Source organism: Bacillus sp. FAU18, assembly GCF_056033885.1.
Genome location: NZ_JBVYHZ010000004.1, coordinates 1,032,035 through 1,047,716 on the forward strand (window position 1 = coordinate 1,032,035; position 15,682 = coordinate 1,047,716).

Sequence of the window (15,682 nt, forward strand, 5' to 3'; positions counted from 1 at the left end):
GACGCAGGAATAATCCGCCGCGCCGATCCTGCCTTCCATTTTACACCGCCGATTTAAACGATCTCAAATATTGCAGAAAGTTGGCTTCTTTGACTTTATTGACGATGTTGCCGATTATGGCTGTTTTGATCTTTCTGATGGTATCCCGGGAGCAATCAAGGTGGTTTGCAATAGCAGTGTAGCTCATGCCTTCCATCATGCAATCATAAACGATACGGTGCTTTTCTTCTTCGATGTGTTCCATGGCGTTGTCCAGGTAATGCACAATAGATTCATATTTATGGAGCCGTCTTTCTCTTCGGTCCATCTGCCGTAGTTCTGCCTGACTGACTCCTGCTGATCCCCTTGGCATGCCCGCTTCATCCCCGTATGTTGCAGTGAGCTTCGCGCTAATAAAGTCTACTTTGTTCAACACACGGTTGAGCCTTTTGATCTCCCGCAGCATGAATTTATAATCGCGAATCCATTCCTCAATCTCCCATGCAATCATTTGATCTGTCATAGTGCTTTCCCTCCTGATAGTTAAATAGAGTAAGTGTCATTCCAGTTGTTTGCTTTTTGCTCTGCAATATATTGTGGCCTTGATACCTCTTTCACGTTGATACTGAAGGTTTTGACCAAGAAAGCTTTCAACTCGTTATAGAGCTCTTCTTTGCCGCAAAAGATATTTACAAGCTTTCCGTTTTTATACGCGAATCCGTACTTCATCCCTGAAACTCCCCTTTTACTTTCTGCGTTTATAAGCGCCGCCTTTGCCGCGTCTGAGTGTTTGCATGTTAGTGTTCATCATTGATTGCCAGAAACGATCTGAGCGCTCCTGTTGCTTCTGTGATGGTTTCTTTTTGGACTGTTTCATGTCTCATCACTCCTTTCACCGTTAGTAATCGCAATAGATATCCAGATAGTTGCAAAATAAAAAACGGACACCAAACAAACAGCGATAATGCTGTAAGTTCAGTGTCCGCAGGCTTTCCGTCTTGGACTTATTCAGTTAAAGCAGCACGTATGTAGCAATGGTGCCAATAATAGATGTGATACATATTGCGGTTAAGTGATTCCGCAACTGCGAATCCTTATCCTCGCCTATAGCTCCCATAAGAGAGATAACCATAACCAGCAAGAGAACTATTTTTAAAGCTATTATCATTTGTCTTCCCTCTTCTCTATATACTTATCAATATCTTTAAAGTAAGCCGCAGCCGTGAATGAAATGATTGCCCCGATCAAAGCAAGGTTCGCTTTCATGTCCGGCCTGTAATCGTGTTGGAAATATGTCCAGAATCCGCATCCCGTCAGCAGAAAAAATATTCTGAGAATCATAGGTTGCTCTCCATCACTCCGAACCCTCCTTAATATCCATCACTGAAATACAAGTCGTATTCTTCCCACTCTTCACAGCAATTGCATTCCACTACGTTTGTTTCCCCCACTGGCTGGCAATCGCATTTCGTGAGTTGGTCGACAATGTCCTCTTCATCCCTTTGCAGTAACTCCCGTGCGCTGTAGGTTCCCCTTTTAACTTTTCCAGTCTTTTTACTGATTACTGTAATTTTAATCACTCCGCACCCTCCTCAACCAATTTCATTCTGCCTGTGAAATGTTCCTCACGCCGTAAATAGTTGCGTGCGCTTTTATAAGTTTGGAACCATAAACGCATTTCGTCGCCAAGATGATCTATGTTTAAATCAACACCACCGAACACACTTTCTTTTATGGTGTACGTGTAATTTCCGTCTTTCGCCATCCACTTTTTCACTCCGCGCCCTCCTTCTTAACTATCCATTTATTAACGAGGTAGCCGCTAATGAAACCACCCGACGTTACGAACCCTGTTTTGATATATCCATTTCCGTAATGATGACTTAGCAAAGCGCCCGCCATAGTGAATATCATCGGCGTCAGAAAAATAATGATCATTCTATTGATCTGTTTCACTCCGCGCCCTCCTTCACGACATATCCATCAAAAATAGCATTTCTAAAGTCTATAGAACTCATATCGTTCAGGGATTGAAATATCCCCTCCCATGGTTCGGTGTCGCCGCGTTTCACACGACAATGTTCAAAAACGAATAGATTATATAATCGTTCCCCACGTTTTAATCCCTGTGCCTCATAACACTTTATTCCTTCACATATCGCCCGTTCCTGTGCCTCCGAGATTTCAACCTTTTCGCTTGTGTGGACCAGTGTTTGAATAGCTGCTTCCAGATAGACTGCATGATCAAGAGTTTCTTCAAGTGCATGTTGCAACCAGCCGTGGAGGTCATAGGCATTAACGTGGACGGGCTGGCCGTACTTGGCAAGCCCCTTTTCCTGTTGTGCGTTTAGTTTGCTGATGACGGCTGAAATGATCGGGTTGTCGGTGTGGTTCATCAATACCCCTCCTGCTGCCGCTGATGATTGACGGCGTTTTTTAATGAAAATTAACTGCTCCGTTTTCAGATGCCATTTCAAAAGCTTTTTTCCAATCATCATACAAGTAGAGCCACACTTCCCCTGCATCACCTAATGTTCTGGCGTATTCACGAGCCGCATCGGCGTGTTCGTTGAAGTCTTTTGCCAGCTTTTTAGAAACGACAGGTCCTATAGTGCCCTCATTATCTGCAAAATTGATTAACTCCTGAAATGTGGTGTCTCCCTTGAATTCTTCTAATTTGCGACGCCACCAACCATACCCGCTGTAACTCCCTGCGCGGAAGCTAAAGCTCTCTTCCGATGTATAAAATTTGTCTGGATCAACACCTTCGCCACGACCGGGAAAGTGCTCTTCCGACCATTTCATACTTTCACCCGGTGTCCACTCTGTTCTCCAATTTTTAATGTCGCCGTATTCGTCCAACTCAGGATTTTCAACAACCTTCAAATTTTTATACGCCGTAATATCTAATCCCATTTATATCTCTCCCTTATTTCCGCCCGCCGACGGTATTTTGTAGAAATTCATGCACATGACACATCAGCAGCATGCCGCCTTTTTCCGGTCCGTACTTTTCACGGAAGACAGCCAATGCTTGTTCGAAAGCCTGCCTGTAATCTTGTTTCATTGTTTTACCTCGGTACCGCAGGCATTCAAAGCCACTATGCAAATTGCCATTTGAGGCGTTTCAGCAATAGCTGTGAAAACGCGTTCCTCTGTCGGTATTACTGCAAGGTAGGGCGCATACCTTCTGTTTGAATCTCTATCTATTTTCACAAGTTTGAATTTCTCCACTACGGACCAAGCTTGGTCAAGGTTTTCGGTCGGAGAAAATTGCTCCGGAATGGTCAATTCTCCATCCTCTGTGTAGGCAGATGTAACACCGATGTTAGGAAACGTTTGAGTTTGCCAACCCATTACCTTTTCAGCAATCAATCGGTCAATTTCTCTTGTATCTTTCACGCTATTTCCTCCTCAACGCCCATACTGCAGCCGCATTTCGGGCAGCGTGCATCTGGGCGGATTTTTATATCTAATTCGTTGTGACCGCATTCAGGGCAGCTGTACTCGATCATTTACTATCAGCCCATTCATCAAAACTGTAGGCGTAATCAACGCTTTCAATGAAACCGATCTCCTTCGCCTTCTGACGAATCTTCATACATCCTTCATAGCTGTATGCCCATATTTCTTTATAATCCCTCAGCTCGCCGTATTTCCCTGTCATTATGAACTTTCGAAAGCTGTTGACCAGTTGCCACATGTTGCCTCCATGCGAAAAGCCGTTTGAACTTCCGTATCCCAATTCATACGGGTAAACATCATCTCCCGTGTAATCATCAACAAAGAACAATTTTTTCTTAAATCTGAAATACGCTATCCGGTTCTTTGACTTACAGTAGAAAGTACGTCTGTCTGTGCTTGCGATAAGCTTTATCAGATCATTAATATCGTTCATGCGTTTTATTTGCTCAGTTGTCGCCATATCTTAACCCCCTATCCCCGGCAGAACTGCGATTGCAAAGAATAAAACCAAAACCATCGCCCCGATGAGCCAGCCATTCGTCTTATCACGCTTTGCAATGATTGTTTCATCACCGATCATTTTCAGATCGTCTGACTTTGCCACAAGCACTGGTATGTAATCTGGATGTACTTTTAGAAGTTCCGCCGCCTGCTCAACTGTCATCGCTTCATCTTTCGTGGCTTTGACTGCCCGCTGAAGCTCAACTTGTAAAGGGATCATTATGCATCCTCCTCCATGTCATAAACCTCAACCGGTGGCATTTCGCCAAGCCTGCTGAACGTGTGCTTTCTTTGCTCCATGAGACATTTATCAAAAACAGCCGTACTGTGCTTATTGATGATTTTGATTAAATCCTTACCAACGCTCTCGAAAAATTTCAACGTGTCTTCTTTGTTGAGTGTCATCTGATAGATTTTAGAGGTCATCGGAATTTTAAGAACTTGTAGTCCGGTTGTTACCTCTGATACGTTAATATGATCAAACGATGGAATGGCACAGAAACGATATTTTCCAACTTGAATTTCATGACCAACCGCCGGCTTCCATTTGCCATCCTCTGGCTTATGTGTATTACTAAGGGCTAGATAGAACTTCTTCACTTTTTTGTCTACTGTAATTTTCATTCCGCATCACCCTCCATTCCTCTGCCTTCAAGAAGCTCCTTCGCATATCGGGAATAGCTTTGAATTACTAATTCAGGCGCCGTTCTCACTGTTTTCATATTTGCGAACAGATGAAAGGCTTTTCTAAAACTGTCATTCTCCTTTTTAAGCCGCTGATTCTCTTCCTGATCGTGCTGCTTTTCCTTTTTCAGACGTTGCACTTCATTGAATAAATCGACGTTTATTTGGTCCTGTGATAATCCGCTCATTTCGCATCACCCTCCAATTCATTTTGGGCAACTGTTATCGCGAAATTGAGATTGGTAATGATCTTCTCTAGTGCCTGTTTGTATCGTTTCCTATCGCCGCTTAGTTGCTGAATATCCTTTTGAGCCTGCCGGAATTGATGAACCGTTACTTCCTGCTGGCGCTTGTTTTCCTCGATGATTTCCTGCTGCTTAGCAGCCAGTTCAGCTTGCTCAATAAGCCAAGCAATTTCCTTCTGTGGAATGTATGTCAGTTTTTTCAGACGTTCAATTCTCTCTTTCATGTCCGTTCCTCCCCCGCAGGGGAAAGCCCCTGCTATTTGATTTTGTAACCTATTTCGTGATCGACTCGAGCAAAGCTGCCCTTAGCCGTTTGAATGATTGTTTTGCCGTGTTCCGGGGCTTCCAAGACATGTGCGGTTCCCTGGCTCCCGTCTAAAACGATGATCTGTATTTTGCCCGGCTCAATTGCCTGTTCAATTGTTGTATCTTTGCTTAAATTAATTTCTCTTGGGTTGTACATTCTTAGCGCCCCCTGTGCTATGATAGAAGTACCAGTTCATATCAAAGCTCCGGGGCTAACGCTTCGGTGCTTTTTTTGTGTTTAATAGTGGTCCGGTTTCCATCCAGCCATTGTGAATGTTGGCGATGGCTTCAGATCCTCCCGGTAAACGATCGGATGCTTTTTCACGTATTCGGCCAGCTGTTCCGGCGTCATCTTCCACTCTTCAACCGGTCCTGGCAGGTAAGGATTGATGTTTTGTTGTTCCATGGTATCTACCTCCTGAATTGATTTTGGGTATTTCCGTGCCGCCGAGCTTCTTGCAATCAGAACCCATTCGGCTGGCGCATGCCTTAAACTGAGAGCAACGTGTCATACAGGCCATGAGCTTATCTTCTTCCTGCACCCACAACGGCCGATCGTCTGCGATTACCACGTTTAACAGTGGACTTTCCCGCCTTTCTTTTGAGTTTTTTCAGCTCGTCCAGCTCGATGAAGCCGAGTGACTTATCCAGAGCCAGCACCTTGAGTGGCGTATCGTAAAGCCGCTCATACAACTTGCGTTTGATGGCAAATTCCTTTGTTTCCACGCCCTTGATGTCAATGATCTCGATGCTGCCGTCCAAGTTATGAACCTCAAAATCTGCAATATATTCAATCTTCCGAAAAGTTTTGCCGTTCTTTTTGAATGCTTCTTGCAGCAGGAACCGTGGCTGCAGCTTAAAATCTTTGATCTGCTTGCTCACCTTGAGCCATTTAAGCTGCTCATAGTATTTGGCTTCGGCCCGGCTATCGAAAGTGATTCCGTCCACCTGTGTTTTTCTGGCGCCGTATTTATTTACTGGCATGTGATGCCTCCCCTATTCTGATTAATAGTGTAAGAGGAAGGAATGAGCATTTTATAAACCGCATCCCGCCAACTGAAAGGATTTCAAAGCCGATATTCCAATTTAGCAGTGCCAATCCCCAGAAGAATCTTGGCATCATTCTGCCGCCTCCAATAGCTCAGGGTTTTCGTAGACTGTTCCGAGAAATTCAGAATCTACACCCCATATATCAAGAGGAACCCTTCCCCTGTTGTTATATTTAGCAACGAACGAAGCAAAGTCATTTTCATAAACAACTGTGAATATGTCGCCTCGTCTGTCTTCTCTTACATCCCCCTCATAAATCTCTCGGCCGTATTTGTCCTTCAATCCGGTGTATTGCATCAAAATATGATTATCTGCCTGCATTTTATAAAGCTCCTGATTAACCGTCATGTATTCTTCGAAGGCAAAATCATACTCCATACAAGGCGTATCCACTCCGCTATCACGATGCCAACTGCTTTCTTCGTTTATCCAAGCACGAAACTTAATTTCCCTCATTCTCCTTACCTCCCGTCATTCTCTTCCCATTGCTGAATCTGCTTTTCTTTTGCTGGCGCCGTCAGTATGATGGCCGGCAGCAGGATCACCGCTTTAAGCACTGCGCATCAGCTCCATTTGTCTGATCTTTTCCTCAAGCACCCGAATAGCCGGTGTGAGGTCCTTGCCGCCCTTTTGTTCAGTAGGCCCGAACATGTAAATGCCGCCGATCCCATTCGTTTTTTCATCCATTTCTCAACCCTGCCAATCTATGATTTAATTGCATTCTGTCGCCCTTGATGATCACGCAATAGTCAGCGCACATTTCATAAATCCGGGTGCCAAGTGCCTCGTCAATATCCACCAGCTCTTCGATGTCCAATTCACTTGAGATAAGAACCGGTTTATGATTCAGATACCGATAATTGATGACTGAGTATGTCTGCTCCACCTGCCAATCGGTTGCCCGTGGTTTCTTAATCCGTCCCTCTTTGGTGTTTGTGTACACAGGCTTGAACAGATCATCTATGAATAGCACTTCAACCTCTTTCATGCGATTAAGTTTTTCTTCAAGCTTGTCAAAGTCATCTTTCAGATCGTTGAAGCCTTCCACGTAAGGAAAATACTGAACTGCGATGTTCTTTGATTTGATCAGCTTGTTTGAAATAGCTGTTAACAGGTGCGTTTTCCCTGAGCCTGGCTGTCCCAGTAAAGCAATGCTGTTGCTTCGGGTGCCGCGAATGCTGTCAAAGTCTTTGTAGTATTCCACCGCAGTATCGTAAGTGTCTTTCACGACAGCTGGCTTTCCTTCGGTTATAAAATTCTTGAACTTCAACTTCTCAAATTCAGCAGTTATGTCACTAGAGTTCATCAGTTTCCGGGTGCGCCGGCGTTCTATGCAGTTGCACCGGACCCAAACTTCATAGCCGTCTCTGTTCTCGATGTATCCGAGCTGATCTTTGCATTTAGGGCATTCATAATCAGCCTTTTCTTCTGACCCGGCCGACCCCGCCGAAAATTGGGCTGACCTTTCCTGAAGCTTTTTCAGTATTGCTGCCATTGCCGCGTCCGTACTTTGCGTTTTGTGTGTTTCCATGTTGCCACTCCTTACTTTTGTTCTTGTTTGACTGGAGAATGCGCTGTACATAGGCCAGATTGCGAGCGTTCCGCGTTACTGCCTCTTTCATTGCCTCCAGCACCTTATCTTCGCCATAATCGTCTATCAAGCTATTAAGCTTCTCAGCCATGAACGATGATAGAAGGCCGAACCCCTCGTCTTCGAAAAATGCAAATGCGTTACTCTTCATTTTCTTCTCATCCTCCTGCTGCTTTTCTTGTGCTGACGTTTCGTCCTGTGCCGGCTCCGATTTCTTCCCGTAATTCTTGGTGTTTTGAAGCTTTACATAATCAACAATGGTGACAATAATCCCTTTGTTCTGCTTCAAGCGCCTCGTTTTAATAAAGCCTGATTCTTCTAACTTACTGAGCGAATAACGCACCTTCTTTACGTCAATGGAAGCTTCTCTCGCCAATTCAGCAACGTTGATCATCGCTTCTCCAATCTTTAGAGATCCAAATGGTGCGAAAGCAGCCTCTTCGAGTAAGCACATATAAATCATCTTTTCGCGCCTGTTTGTAAATTGGCGAGAAGGGACAATAACATAACCCCAACCTTCCATATCCATGCCGCTCACCTACTTCCTTTCACACAGTGCTGTCATTCCGCTGATGCGGACTAAACGTAAACCAGGTTCATTTGTCTTTAGATAGCCTTCGACATAAGCACGGAACAGCTGCGGGCGATTGGGCGCCCCTTCCGTCAGCCACTTGTAACAGAAGGGGATGCTGACCTTAATCAAATGGGAGGTCATTGTCACTGATGTCTACAGGCTTGCCGTCAAAAGGATCAGCATCCTGCGCACTTGGTTTTTCCTCGGATGGTTCCGCATCAATAATTTCTGGCTCAGTCATTTCGTCAGTAATGTCAATTCGCTCGCGTTCCTCGTTATCCTCAATGACTGCCTTTTGCATTTCAACTGAGAGAATCCCCCACTTGCTGAGCATGGATTTTAGAACGGTTTTGAGTGCCATCGCATCCCAGTCCTTGCCCCAGCCGAAGTCCGACTTACTAAATTTCTTTTTGTGTTTCTCAACTTGAGCCTTTGTCCAATAGACAGTTTTTCGGAATCCATTTAAAAGCTCAAAATAAGCAGCATAACCAATAACCGAATCTGATTCCCGCTTTTCAAAATCAATATCAATTTCCTCGGTCAACGGATTCCACTTTTGCAATTCTCCTTCATGAACCGGTATGCAATTGATAGATTTATATTGGCCCGTCCGCAAAGCAAGCTGAATGTATCCTTTGTAACCAAGCTGAAATTGCGCGCGGCCTTTATACGGAACGATCCAGGCATAACCCAAGTTCTTATCCACTGGCAAATCAAGCGTTGCCGCCACCATAGCTGATGAAATTACACTCATAGGGTCTGCCTTTTGAAGAGTATTTTCACTGCTGTATAGGCTTAAGATTGACGCTGTGAATTGAGACGCCCTTTTCCCCAAAACTTCTTCGAATCGTTTCATGACTGCCGGAGAAGAAAGCAGGCCCTTCATCGTTGTTCCTTGCTGTTGTCCTGGGGCACTGTTTTGTTTCTTCTGAATGTTGTCTTTAAGCGTTTGAATTGTAGCCATATTCAGCTAACCTCCTTAATTCCAAAGCGCCTGAATTGCACTTCTTTTGTGACTTTCTCGTATACATCTGGAAACTGCTCTTTCAATTTCTTGCTATCGATCCGATTAGTTGAAACTGACTTCCAGCTAGTTTGATAGTTTCCGATGAATCCATATTCTGCTTCCTTCATTTCATGTTTGATCTGGTTTTCTAATTCCTTTGCCTGCAATGACAGCTGGTTGATCTGCTCTTTCAGCTGTAAATACTGCTGAATACGTGTTTTATTATCAGATGTGAGATCAACGACTTTACCGCCTTCTGCTTCGGCATAACGTTGCTTGAGATATTCTTCTGCAGCACTCGAACCGTCAAGAACCGGAGCCTTTCCGCCCAAGACCTTTTCATTCCAAAATTCAATTTCAGCCTGAAAGATCATCGCAATGAGCTCGTCATCGCGCTCAATCTCTTTCCAAACGAATTTATTGCCGCCGATCAGTACAGCAAAATATGCTTTTTTATATTCAGGCCCCAGCACTCCTAGATAGTGTTGGACCTGAACAATATAGCTGTCAGGAATCTCGTCATCTTCCCACTCTTTAAGGTTGTATGCCGATGTCGTTTTGCACTCCAATATGGCTTTTTCACCAACAATCATTCGGTCAACATTCGCCAATATAAAATCGTGCTTAGGATGCCTGAGCATTGCTTTTCTCCGCCTTACTTTTTTACCGCTGCGTATCTCAAACTCTTTTGCAACAATATCTTCAAGAAGTGAGCCGAAGTAAGCAGCCTCACTGCCAGATTCGCTCACAGGCACTTGGCCTGTTTTGTCTAGCCATAATTCAAACGGTGTTTGCCATTTGTTTATGCCTAAAATTACGGAAGCATCTGAACCACCTATGCCCTTCCGTCGCTCAAGAAGCCATTCGTCCCGACTCATGTCCGCTGTCGAAGCGAAAACCTCTGCTTGCATCAGATCAGCCCCACCTTTCTTTTGTACTCTTCCGCACCAAGCCGCTGCCATTCCCGATAGTGATCCATGGAAGGGAAACTAAACTGCGCTTTACCGTTTTTGGCGTATACAATTGAACCGCCGACCTGTCTTAAACGTTGCTGATCCTCCGCACGCTCGCTGAATGCCACTTTTACTGCTTTAGCCATGTATAAAACCTCCATTGATTTTCTTGAGGCTATCTGGTAGAATATTGTTATATGAGTTTTCAGATAGCCTTTAATTAAGTCCACTTGCCAGAGTGGGCTTTTTTATTGCTCATTTTTAAATTCAAAACCAAGATGCTCCTTTAGGTACCGCTCAAGGTTTTCCCTCAAGATGACTTCACCCTCAGCGCTATCTATCACGTAATCATCGAAAGGTGTTACTTCATCCCCGAAAAAATCTTTTTGCGTTTCTGGCTCAGTCAGCCCGTCATGCCAGTTGTTCAGAATCATCGGGTTCTCGACTTCCATTTTCCTCAGCTCCTTCGTTTGCTTTAGCAAGTTTTGCAAGACTTTCGATTGCATTCTCTAATGAGTAAAATTCCTTATGAAGAATACTCACGGCACCTTTGATATCTTCCTCTGAATATGCCGCCTTTTGGGCATGTCGCAAGAAGCTTGCCGCGAGCTCAAATTTTCTGAGATTCATCCCAAACACCTACTTATCACTGCCAAATTGATGCCCCGCTGTTGCATTTTCATAGCTGTTTCATACAACCGCCCTTTATTAGCCAGTCGGCTGATATCCTCAGTAAGAACTTTGATACTCCCGGCGAGACTGATTGCCTCTTCATAATCACCATCACGTAATGCCTCTGAAAGCATAATAGAAAGCTCTTCCGCTGATTCAATTTTTCTTTTTGCAGCATTTACATCTGACTTCAAAAATTGATTAGTTTTCATACTAAAACCGCCTTTCTTTCTTCTTGTTTTGCCATTGCAACCCGATCCATTAATGCTTTGCGCGTCCACCTATCGGCCAGCTCTTGCATGCTTAAACCATGACTCCGCACTAATGAATAAATCAGCGTTTTATTTGCTGGGATCAGATCAAATATTTGTTTGATGTCCCCCATCGGTATATCATCTGACCTTCCGGGCCGATCATTTGCCAGCCAACGCGCCAAATGCTTTGTAGCTTGTAATGCTTCTTCGAGCTGATGAATCATATTGATAACTGCACTACTTGCGCTCTCATTTAATGCTGGATCAATAGGCGCCGCTGCTGTTGGATGAAGCTTAAACAAGAAATGTACGAGGTCGATATGTTCATAAGCCCCACAAGCTTCAAACCACTTGATACACAATTCAGGCGTTAAAGGAAAAATACCGTTTTCGACATTGGAGACATACGATTGATCTCTATTCCCAATCACCTTGCCAATTTGATACTGTGATAATCCTGCCCTTTTGCGTTCCCGCCTGAGAATGCTTGGTAAATTGTCCATATTGTATGGATTGTTCGACATATGTTTGCCCCCTGATATATTTAGTTTTAATTGGTAAAATTTAATTAATGAATCTCCCCAAAATTGTGGAGATCTACACCTCACTCCTCAAAGTTGTGGAGTGAGTTAATTTAAGCAGACTGAGATGACATAAATTTATTCACAAAATAAATCTGACCTTTACCGGTTACCTTTGGTGTGCGTGTGGTCCTGATAGAGCCGTCAAGATTGCTTACAGTTCTTTTCTTAATTTCGAACAGCCCCATATCCATACTGCGTTGGGTTGGGAGATTAAATGATTCACCCTTTTTTCGAATCAGATATCCATTGTCGCGCAGCCATTGAAATAATTTGTTTGGCCCAATATCTACACCGTTTTGCTGGATGATTTTCGCTAACTCACCAACAAGCACAGAGGACTCAGATGATTCAACCGCCTCAGCGAAAATCACTTTCGGTTTCATGGTTTCAATTTGCTTGCTTTGCTCTTTCATAGTGTGGAGAGTAGTTTTGAAAAGCAGCTTTGTATTTTCATCTGCCTGTGGCAAATATGTTTGGATGAATAACTCGTCATTTGCAACGTAGCCGCCCGTTTTTCTGATTGTCGGGATGACTTCATGAGTGATCCATCTTTTGAATTGTTTTGCCTCTGGTTTGTTACTAGTTAAAATAAGTGAATACAAACCAGCTTCATTGACAACGGTTGTTTTTTGATTACGGCCTAATGAATCGGTGAGGTAAACTTTACTTACCTCGTCTTCGTCGAGCCGGGACGCCGCTACTTTGTGATTTGAATGATTTAGTACATTGCAGACGTCCTTTGCGACAAACCAAGGTTGTCCATCCTTTACAACTGTCCGAACCTGCTGATCTTGATAATTGAATACTTTTTGTAATTCGTTCATTCATGAACCTCCTTAGAAAGAGTTGTCATTCACTAAACGGAAATTTTCGTTCAGTAGGTCCCTTGCTATTGCGCTTGTTTCATATTTGCTTGTTCTTGTGCTTCGATCCACGCATCTATGTTGTGTTTAGTGAAGAAAATGCGTGTGCGCACTCTGAAGTGAGGAATTTGCTTTTCTCGAACCATTGCGTAAATCGTGTCGTGGTGAACACCAAGGTATTCAGCTGCTTCTTGGACAGTCATTGTGTTGCGTGTCATTTCGTAACCTCCTATTCTGTCTAAATAATCTTCCAATCTCTTATGTGGTAAAATCTTGATAGAAAGGTGGTGTTGACTATGTCAGATTTTCAAGATGGAAGTACATTGGTAGAGACAATCTCAGGTAAATGGTTTAGATTCGCTAATGGAAAATCAGGTACCATGTTAATTGATTTTCCAAACAAAATAATTCTTAGCATTCATGTTTCATCCCAAATGATTGGAATTTATATTCCTGATGAGAATAATGTTTATCATCTTGCCGGCGATCTTTCATTTCAAGATGAGGATGGACAAACTAAAATACATTTGTTTAGTACCGCTCTTAAACAAATTCAGTTAGACACTAAAGGCGGTACAATTGAAAATACTTTTCAAGATATTACTTCTTTTTTTGCCGAACTTGATATATCCCGAAAAGATGATTGGAGAAACCGACGAAAATTGGATGAATTATCTTAATAATTTACTCTCACAAAACGTCTGTTAGGGAAAAATTGTTTTAACTGTGAGTAAGGAATTAGTCGATTCCCGCACACTCCACAAAAGTTTAATTTCCCACTCCATGCTCTACCACAATTAGTACATGCATTATCCGAATCACTAGCCGCCGTTACTGCGGTGGCTTTTTCGTTAATTTGTTTCATTTTCTCACTCCTATGCTGTATATGATTTTTGTTTCGTATCGACGACTTCTTCTTCAAAAAAAAGCGTCCATTCGAAACCCAACTCATTTGCAATCCTTTTAGCAACTTGCACCGAAGGATTTCTCTTTCCTAATTCGATATTGGCATATGCCCCACGGGAAAGCTGTACTTTGTCAGCAACAGATTCTTGGCTTTGCTTACCCCGTCGGTTAATTAACCATTTTCTCAATATTATCAACTCCTTGGTGTGTCATATCGAATCACTTGTTTATTATAATATCGTCGATAAGACGCATTGTCAACACTTTTTTCGTCGTTTTGACACATTACTTCTATGTTTCATTTTGACACGTTATAATTGCTTTTGAAGAGGTGTGTCCACATGTTTAATAAAAAACTGATAACCCTTAGAAAATCAAAAAAACTAACACAAGAAGAAATGGCTAATAAAATCGGAGTACATAGAGGTACATATGCAAATTATGAAAGAGGACACCGGCAACCCGATTATGACACCTTAAAAAAAATTGCCGATTTCTTTGAAGTAACAATTGACTATTTGTTAGATCAAGAATCTGAACCGATTATACGCGAGGAGAAAACTCCTTATACTGCTTTAAATGATCCAGATTTACAAATTGCCTTTAGAGATGCTGCTGATTTTTCTGAAGAAGCTCGCAGACAAGCAATTGATTTTATCAACTATCTGAAGGAGAAAGAAAAAGCGAAAGGTCGTAAATCTCCGAATACGGAGAACGATTGAAATTCCCTAAAGCAAAAGTATTGCATTTTTTTATTACCAATAAATGATACAAATAATGATATAACGACACTTTTGCAATAATTATCTTTATGATTTAGTTATTCTTTAGTTATTTAGTTATTAATAGAAGTTTCCCAAAAAAGTCTAATGGTAACTAATGTAATTCCATCCGTGTACCAATGTTAAAAATTACAAGTGGTTAACCCCTTATGTATCAAGGGGTTGAAGAAATGCTCGTCTCCCAATGGTGTACCACTGGTTTCCTAACCGTATCCCATTGGTGTACCAAAAAAACGGGTATCTTCTTTTAATTTTCTGATGACATTTTTTTATAAAAAGGGGAAATTACAGTTGGCATTTTTATTTGAAAATGGTGAGGTTTATAATTGTCAATTTAAAAAAACGATGAAAGCCTCTAAAAACTTTGTGAAAACATATGAAGCAGCAAAAACTATACTTGATGAAAAGAGCGAGACAATTCATGAACTCGTTTGCGGGTGCATGAAAGGTGACTCATCTTGGGGGCTTTTTATCGCAACTGAAAATGTCGTATATTTCATTGTTTTGAAGAAAAAGCAACCTGTTGTAACGCAATGGTCATATGAAGAGATTATAAAGATTTCAATCAACCGAAAACCTATGATTGGATATAAAATCGATTTGCAAACAGTTGATGGCAGTCTAAACATCAATTCAATATCAGAAGGCGACATCGAAGGGCTTCATAAGTTTGTGGAAACAAAAATAGCTGGCAACGAAGAGAAACACCAACAGCAACAAGAAGAACTCAAGAAGAACATTAAGGAATACTACTTTAAATCTGCCAAAACAACAGTTACTTTGGATGGCAACTTTATAAGAGTTGCCAGAAAAGGTGCAGTCAACACCATTACACGTGGTTACAGTGGTGAGAAATCATACAGAATTAGTGAATTAACGGGTGTTCAAATTAAAAAACCTGGTTTAGTCACATCTGGTTATTTTCAATTTTTGACCCCAGCTGCAAATGAAACAAGTGGATTATGGGATGCTATTCAGGATGATAATTCTTTTGTATTTATAAAAGATGAATTACCAATGGTTTTAGAAATTCAAAAGTATATCGAGGAACATCAGTCTGCGCCAGCACAATCGGCAGCAACTGCGGCATCTGCACCAGCGCCAAGTATTTCAGCAGCCGATGAGTTGAAAAAATATAAAGAATTATTGGACATGGATGCTATCACTCAAGAAGAATATGAAATCAAAAAGAAACAATTACTTAATTTATAATTGCCCTTTTTCCTTGGGCTTTTCTTTCACACCAAAAACAGAACATATATTCTCA

34 protein-coding genes and 1 pseudogene are annotated in these 15,682 nt (G+C 42.3%); 3 read left to right on the forward strand and 32 right to left on the reverse strand.

What is annotated here, in order from left to right; all coding sequences use genetic code 11:
* Positions 1–40: 40 nt before the first annotated feature.
* The 31 genes and pseudogenes from AC0OMU_RS16435 to AC0OMU_RS16585 all read right to left on the reverse strand — a co-directional run bounded on the left by AC0OMU_RS16435 (position 41) and on the right by AC0OMU_RS16585 (position 12,945).
* Positions 41–502, reverse strand: a complete 462-nt coding sequence (locus tag AC0OMU_RS16435) for a hypothetical protein (RefSeq protein WP_474241323.1) — start codon at positions 500–502, stop codon at positions 41–43.
* A 36-nt stretch (positions 503–538) separates the two neighbouring features.
* Positions 539–708: pseudogene (locus AC0OMU_RS16440) on the reverse strand (hypothetical protein).
* Between the two features lie 16 nt (positions 709–724).
* Positions 725–856 carry a hypothetical protein gene (locus AC0OMU_RS16445; RefSeq protein WP_033884289.1) on the reverse strand — a complete coding sequence of 44 codons (132 nt, stop codon included), beginning with the start codon at positions 854–856 and terminating at the stop codon, positions 725–727.
* Positions 857–1,143: 287 nt separating this feature from the next.
* Positions 1,144–1,320 carry a hypothetical protein gene (locus AC0OMU_RS16450; RefSeq protein ID WP_474241324.1) on the reverse strand — a complete coding sequence of 59 codons (177 nt, stop codon included), beginning with the start codon at positions 1,318–1,320 and terminating at the stop codon, positions 1,144–1,146.
* A gap of 29 nt (positions 1,321–1,349) precedes the next feature.
* The gene (locus tag AC0OMU_RS16455) at positions 1,350–1,559 is read right to left on the reverse strand and encodes an acetyltransferase (RefSeq protein ID WP_404506079.1); all 210 of its coding nucleotides are present in this window, start codon (positions 1,557–1,559) and stop codon (positions 1,350–1,352) included.
* Entirely contained in the window at positions 1,556–1,756 is a 201-nt protein-coding gene (locus AC0OMU_RS16460) for a hypothetical protein (protein ID WP_474241325.1), read from the reverse strand. The genes AC0OMU_RS16455 and AC0OMU_RS16460 overlap by 4 nt, the downstream gene beginning before the upstream one ends.
* A complete protein-coding gene (locus AC0OMU_RS16465; protein WP_474241326.1) occupies positions 1,753–1,935 on the reverse strand; it encodes a hypothetical protein in 183 nt (60 codons plus the stop codon). Before AC0OMU_RS16465 ends, AC0OMU_RS16460 begins: the two co-directional genes overlap by 4 nt.
* Positions 1,932–2,477 (reverse strand): hypothetical protein, encoded by a 546-nt coding sequence (locus tag AC0OMU_RS16470; protein WP_474241327.1) that lies wholly within the window; start codon positions 2,475–2,477, stop codon positions 1,932–1,934. The genes AC0OMU_RS16465 and AC0OMU_RS16470 overlap by 4 nt, the downstream gene beginning before the upstream one ends.
* Positions 2,416–2,895 (reverse strand): hypothetical protein, encoded by a 480-nt coding sequence (locus tag AC0OMU_RS16475; protein WP_474241328.1) that lies wholly within the window; start codon positions 2,893–2,895, stop codon positions 2,416–2,418. The genes AC0OMU_RS16470 and AC0OMU_RS16475 overlap by 62 nt, the downstream gene beginning before the upstream one ends.
* 13 nt (positions 2,896–2,908) lie before the next feature.
* Entirely contained in the window at positions 2,909–3,046 is a 138-nt protein-coding gene (locus AC0OMU_RS16480; RefSeq protein WP_474241329.1) for a hypothetical protein, read from the reverse strand.
* Positions 3,043–3,381 (reverse strand): BC1872 family protein, encoded by a 339-nt coding sequence (locus AC0OMU_RS16485; protein WP_474241330.1) that lies wholly within the window; start codon positions 3,379–3,381, stop codon positions 3,043–3,045. The genes AC0OMU_RS16480 and AC0OMU_RS16485 overlap by 4 nt, the downstream gene beginning before the upstream one ends.
* A gap of 109 nt (positions 3,382–3,490) precedes the next feature.
* On the reverse strand, positions 3,491–3,904 hold the full coding sequence (locus AC0OMU_RS16490; protein ID WP_474241331.1) for a hypothetical protein: 414 nt from the start codon (positions 3,902–3,904) through the stop codon (positions 3,491–3,493).
* 3 nt (positions 3,905–3,907) lie between these two features.
* Positions 3,908–4,165: a hypothetical protein gene (locus tag AC0OMU_RS16495; RefSeq protein ID WP_041850212.1), complete on the reverse strand. Its 258-nt coding sequence runs from the start codon at positions 4,163–4,165 to the stop codon at positions 3,908–3,910.
* Positions 4,165–4,569, reverse strand: a complete 405-nt coding sequence (locus AC0OMU_RS16500) for a hypothetical protein (protein ID WP_474241332.1) — start codon at positions 4,567–4,569, stop codon at positions 4,165–4,167. The genes AC0OMU_RS16495 and AC0OMU_RS16500 overlap by 1 nt, the downstream gene beginning before the upstream one ends.
* Positions 4,566–4,817 (reverse strand): hypothetical protein, encoded by a 252-nt coding sequence (locus AC0OMU_RS16505; RefSeq protein ID WP_474241333.1) that lies wholly within the window; start codon positions 4,815–4,817, stop codon positions 4,566–4,568. Before AC0OMU_RS16505 ends, AC0OMU_RS16500 begins: the two co-directional genes overlap by 4 nt.
* Complete coding sequence (locus AC0OMU_RS16510; protein ID WP_474241334.1) at positions 4,814–5,098, reverse strand: hypothetical protein; 285 nt, start codon at positions 5,096–5,098, stop codon at positions 4,814–4,816. The genes AC0OMU_RS16505 and AC0OMU_RS16510 overlap by 4 nt, the downstream gene beginning before the upstream one ends.
* A gap of 32 nt (positions 5,099–5,130) precedes the next feature.
* Positions 5,131–5,337, reverse strand: a complete 207-nt coding sequence (locus AC0OMU_RS16515) for an XtrA/YqaO family protein (protein WP_474241335.1) — start codon at positions 5,335–5,337, stop codon at positions 5,131–5,133.
* A gap of 81 nt (positions 5,338–5,418) precedes the next feature.
* The gene (locus AC0OMU_RS16520) at positions 5,419–5,586 is read right to left on the reverse strand and encodes a hypothetical protein (protein ID WP_367386965.1); all 168 of its coding nucleotides are present in this window, start codon (positions 5,584–5,586) and stop codon (positions 5,419–5,421) included.
* Between the two features lie 119 nt (positions 5,587–5,705).
* Complete coding sequence (locus tag AC0OMU_RS16525; RefSeq protein WP_474241336.1) at positions 5,706–6,164, reverse strand: DUF1064 domain-containing protein; 459 nt, start codon at positions 6,162–6,164, stop codon at positions 5,706–5,708.
* Between the two features lie 135 nt (positions 6,165–6,299).
* On the reverse strand, positions 6,300–6,686 hold the full coding sequence (locus tag AC0OMU_RS16530) for a YopX family protein (protein WP_474241337.1): 387 nt from the start codon (positions 6,684–6,686) through the stop codon (positions 6,300–6,302).
* Between the two features lie 93 nt (positions 6,687–6,779).
* A complete protein-coding gene (locus AC0OMU_RS16535) occupies positions 6,780–6,917 on the reverse strand; it encodes a hypothetical protein (protein ID WP_474241338.1) in 138 nt (45 codons plus the stop codon).
* Positions 6,910–7,761, reverse strand: a complete 852-nt coding sequence (locus tag AC0OMU_RS16540) for an ATP-binding protein (protein ID WP_474241339.1) — start codon at positions 7,759–7,761, stop codon at positions 6,910–6,912. The genes AC0OMU_RS16535 and AC0OMU_RS16540 overlap by 8 nt, the downstream gene beginning before the upstream one ends.
* The gene (locus AC0OMU_RS16545) at positions 7,646–8,350 is read right to left on the reverse strand and encodes a DnaD domain protein (RefSeq protein WP_474241340.1); all 705 of its coding nucleotides are present in this window, start codon (positions 8,348–8,350) and stop codon (positions 7,646–7,648) included. The genes AC0OMU_RS16540 and AC0OMU_RS16545 overlap by 116 nt, the downstream gene beginning before the upstream one ends.
* 166 nt (positions 8,351–8,516) lie before the next feature.
* Positions 8,517–9,359: a recombinase RecT gene (locus AC0OMU_RS16550; protein ID WP_474241341.1), complete on the reverse strand. Its 843-nt coding sequence runs from the start codon at positions 9,357–9,359 to the stop codon at positions 8,517–8,519.
* Positions 9,360–9,361: 2 nt separating this feature from the next.
* Positions 9,362–10,312, reverse strand: a complete 951-nt coding sequence (locus AC0OMU_RS16555; protein ID WP_474241342.1) for a YqaJ viral recombinase family nuclease — start codon at positions 10,310–10,312, stop codon at positions 9,362–9,364.
* A complete protein-coding gene (locus AC0OMU_RS16560; RefSeq protein ID WP_474241343.1) occupies positions 10,312–10,500 on the reverse strand; it encodes a hypothetical protein in 189 nt (62 codons plus the stop codon). Before AC0OMU_RS16560 ends, AC0OMU_RS16555 begins: the two co-directional genes overlap by 1 nt.
* A 102-nt stretch (positions 10,501–10,602) precedes the next feature.
* Positions 10,603–10,806 carry a YqaI family protein gene (locus AC0OMU_RS16565; RefSeq protein WP_041351361.1) on the reverse strand — a complete coding sequence of 68 codons (204 nt, stop codon included), beginning with the start codon at positions 10,804–10,806 and terminating at the stop codon, positions 10,603–10,605.
* Positions 10,807–10,980: 174 nt separating this feature from the next.
* Positions 10,981–11,238, reverse strand: a complete 258-nt coding sequence (locus AC0OMU_RS16570) for a YqaH family protein (RefSeq protein ID WP_032722314.1) — start codon at positions 11,236–11,238, stop codon at positions 10,981–10,983.
* The gene (locus AC0OMU_RS16575) at positions 11,235–11,804 is read right to left on the reverse strand and encodes a helix-turn-helix domain-containing protein (RefSeq protein WP_474241344.1); all 570 of its coding nucleotides are present in this window, start codon (positions 11,802–11,804) and stop codon (positions 11,235–11,237) included. Before AC0OMU_RS16575 ends, AC0OMU_RS16570 begins: the two co-directional genes overlap by 4 nt.
* A gap of 110 nt (positions 11,805–11,914) precedes the next feature.
* Positions 11,915–12,688, reverse strand: a complete 774-nt coding sequence (locus AC0OMU_RS16580; protein WP_474241345.1) for a phage antirepressor — start codon at positions 12,686–12,688, stop codon at positions 11,915–11,917.
* Positions 12,689–12,753: 65 nt separating this feature from the next.
* Positions 12,754–12,945 carry a helix-turn-helix domain-containing protein gene (locus AC0OMU_RS16585; RefSeq protein WP_333518572.1) on the reverse strand — a complete coding sequence of 64 codons (192 nt, stop codon included), beginning with the start codon at positions 12,943–12,945 and terminating at the stop codon, positions 12,754–12,756.
* Between the two features lie 78 nt (positions 12,946–13,023).
* Between AC0OMU_RS16585 and AC0OMU_RS16590 the strand changes: the two genes are divergently transcribed.
* Positions 13,024–13,407 carry a hypothetical protein gene (locus AC0OMU_RS16590; protein WP_333518571.1) on the forward strand — a complete coding sequence of 128 codons (384 nt, stop codon included), beginning with the start codon at positions 13,024–13,026 and terminating at the stop codon, positions 13,405–13,407.
* A 195-nt stretch (positions 13,408–13,602) separates the two neighbouring features.
* Here AC0OMU_RS16590 and AC0OMU_RS16595 read toward each other — a convergent pair whose 3' ends face one another.
* Complete coding sequence (locus tag AC0OMU_RS16595) at positions 13,603–13,821, reverse strand: helix-turn-helix transcriptional regulator (RefSeq protein WP_024713922.1); 219 nt, start codon at positions 13,819–13,821, stop codon at positions 13,603–13,605.
* Positions 13,822–13,974: 153 nt separating this feature from the next.
* On the opposite strand from AC0OMU_RS16595, the gene AC0OMU_RS16600 reads away from it, so the two are divergent.
* Positions 13,975–14,355: a helix-turn-helix domain-containing protein gene (locus AC0OMU_RS16600; protein ID WP_333518570.1), complete on the forward strand. Its 381-nt coding sequence runs from the start codon at positions 13,975–13,977 to the stop codon at positions 14,353–14,355.
* A gap of 351 nt (positions 14,356–14,706) precedes the next feature.
* Entirely contained in the window at positions 14,707–15,627 is a 921-nt protein-coding gene (locus AC0OMU_RS16605; protein WP_474241346.1) for an SHOCT domain-containing protein, read from the forward strand.
* The last annotated feature ends 55 nt before the right edge of the window (positions 15,628–15,682 follow it).

Bases quoted from the DNA above. Each gene is read 5' to 3' on its own strand.
- AC0OMU_RS16435 (WP_474241323.1), bottom strand. From the start codon at position 502: ATGACAGATCAAATGATTGCATGGGAGATTGAGGAATGGATTCGCGAT.
- AC0OMU_RS16445 (WP_033884289.1), bottom strand. From the start codon at position 856: ATGAAACAGTCCAAAAAGAAACCATCACAGAAGCAACAGGAGCGCTCA.
- AC0OMU_RS16450 (WP_474241324.1), bottom strand. From the start codon at position 1,320: ATGATTCTCAGAATATTTTTTCTGCTGACGGGATGCGGATTCTGGACA.
- AC0OMU_RS16470 (WP_474241327.1), bottom strand. From the start codon at position 2,477: ATGATGATTGGAAAAAAGCTTTTGAAATGGCATCTGAAAACGGAGCAG.
- AC0OMU_RS16475 (WP_474241328.1), bottom strand. From the start codon at position 2,895: ATGGGATTAGATATTACGGCGTATAAAAATTTGAAGGTTGTTGAAAAT.
- AC0OMU_RS16480 (WP_474241329.1), bottom strand. From the start codon at position 3,046: ATGAAACAAGATTACAGGCAGGCTTTCGAACAAGCATTGGCTGTCTTC.
- AC0OMU_RS16490 (WP_474241331.1), bottom strand. From the start codon at position 3,904: ATGGCGACAACTGAGCAAATAAAACGCATGAACGATATTAATGATCTG.
- AC0OMU_RS16495 (WP_041850212.1), bottom strand. From the start codon at position 4,165: ATGATCCCTTTACAAGTTGAGCTTCAGCGGGCAGTCAAAGCCACGAAA.
- AC0OMU_RS16500 (WP_474241332.1), bottom strand. From the start codon at position 4,569: ATGAAAATTACAGTAGACAAAAAAGTGAAGAAGTTCTATCTAGCCCTT.
- AC0OMU_RS16505 (WP_474241333.1), bottom strand. From the start codon at position 4,817: ATGAGCGGATTATCACAGGACCAAATAAACGTCGATTTATTCAATGAA.
- AC0OMU_RS16510 (WP_474241334.1), bottom strand. From the start codon at position 5,098: ATGAAAGAGAGAATTGAACGTCTGAAAAAACTGACATACATTCCACAG.
- AC0OMU_RS16515 (WP_474241335.1), bottom strand. From the start codon at position 5,337: ATGTACAACCCAAGAGAAATTAATTTAAGCAAAGATACAACAATTGAA.
- AC0OMU_RS16520 (WP_367386965.1), bottom strand. From the start codon at position 5,586: ATGGAACAACAAAACATCAATCCTTACCTGCCAGGACCGGTTGAAGAG.
- AC0OMU_RS16525 (WP_474241336.1), bottom strand. From the start codon at position 6,164: ATGCCAGTAAATAAATACGGCGCCAGAAAAACACAGGTGGACGGAATC.
- AC0OMU_RS16530 (WP_474241337.1), bottom strand. From the start codon at position 6,686: ATGAGGGAAATTAAGTTTCGTGCTTGGATAAACGAAGAAAGCAGTTGG.
- AC0OMU_RS16535 (WP_474241338.1), bottom strand. From the start codon at position 6,917: ATGGATGAAAAAACGAATGGGATCGGCGGCATTTACATGTTCGGGCCT.
- AC0OMU_RS16540 (WP_474241339.1), bottom strand. From the start codon at position 7,761: ATGGAAACACACAAAACGCAAAGTACGGACGCGGCAATGGCAGCAATA.
- AC0OMU_RS16545 (WP_474241340.1), bottom strand. From the start codon at position 8,350: ATGGATATGGAAGGTTGGGGTTATGTTATTGTCCCTTCTCGCCAATTT.
- AC0OMU_RS16550 (WP_474241341.1), bottom strand. From the start codon at position 9,359: ATGGCTACAATTCAAACGCTTAAAGACAACATTCAGAAGAAACAAAAC.
- AC0OMU_RS16555 (WP_474241342.1), bottom strand. From the start codon at position 10,312: ATGCAAGCAGAGGTTTTCGCTTCGACAGCGGACATGAGTCGGGACGAA.
- AC0OMU_RS16560 (WP_474241343.1), bottom strand. From the start codon at position 10,500: ATGGCTAAAGCAGTAAAAGTGGCATTCAGCGAGCGTGCGGAGGATCAG.
- AC0OMU_RS16565 (WP_041351361.1), bottom strand. From the start codon at position 10,806: ATGGAAGTCGAGAACCCGATGATTCTGAACAACTGGCATGACGGGCTG.
- AC0OMU_RS16570 (WP_032722314.1), bottom strand. From the start codon at position 11,238: ATGAAAACTAATCAATTTTTGAAGTCAGATGTAAATGCTGCAAAAAGA.
- AC0OMU_RS16575 (WP_474241344.1), bottom strand. From the start codon at position 11,804: ATGTCGAACAATCCATACAATATGGACAATTTACCAAGCATTCTCAGG.
- AC0OMU_RS16580 (WP_474241345.1), bottom strand. From the start codon at position 12,688: ATGAACGAATTACAAAAAGTATTCAATTATCAAGATCAGCAGGTTCGG.
- AC0OMU_RS16585 (WP_333518572.1), bottom strand. From the start codon at position 12,945: ATGACACGCAACACAATGACTGTCCAAGAAGCAGCTGAATACCTTGGT.
- AC0OMU_RS16590 (WP_333518571.1), top strand. From the start codon at position 13,024: ATGTCAGATTTTCAAGATGGAAGTACATTGGTAGAGACAATCTCAGGT.
- AC0OMU_RS16600 (WP_333518570.1), top strand. From the start codon at position 13,975: ATGTTTAATAAAAAACTGATAACCCTTAGAAAATCAAAAAAACTAACA.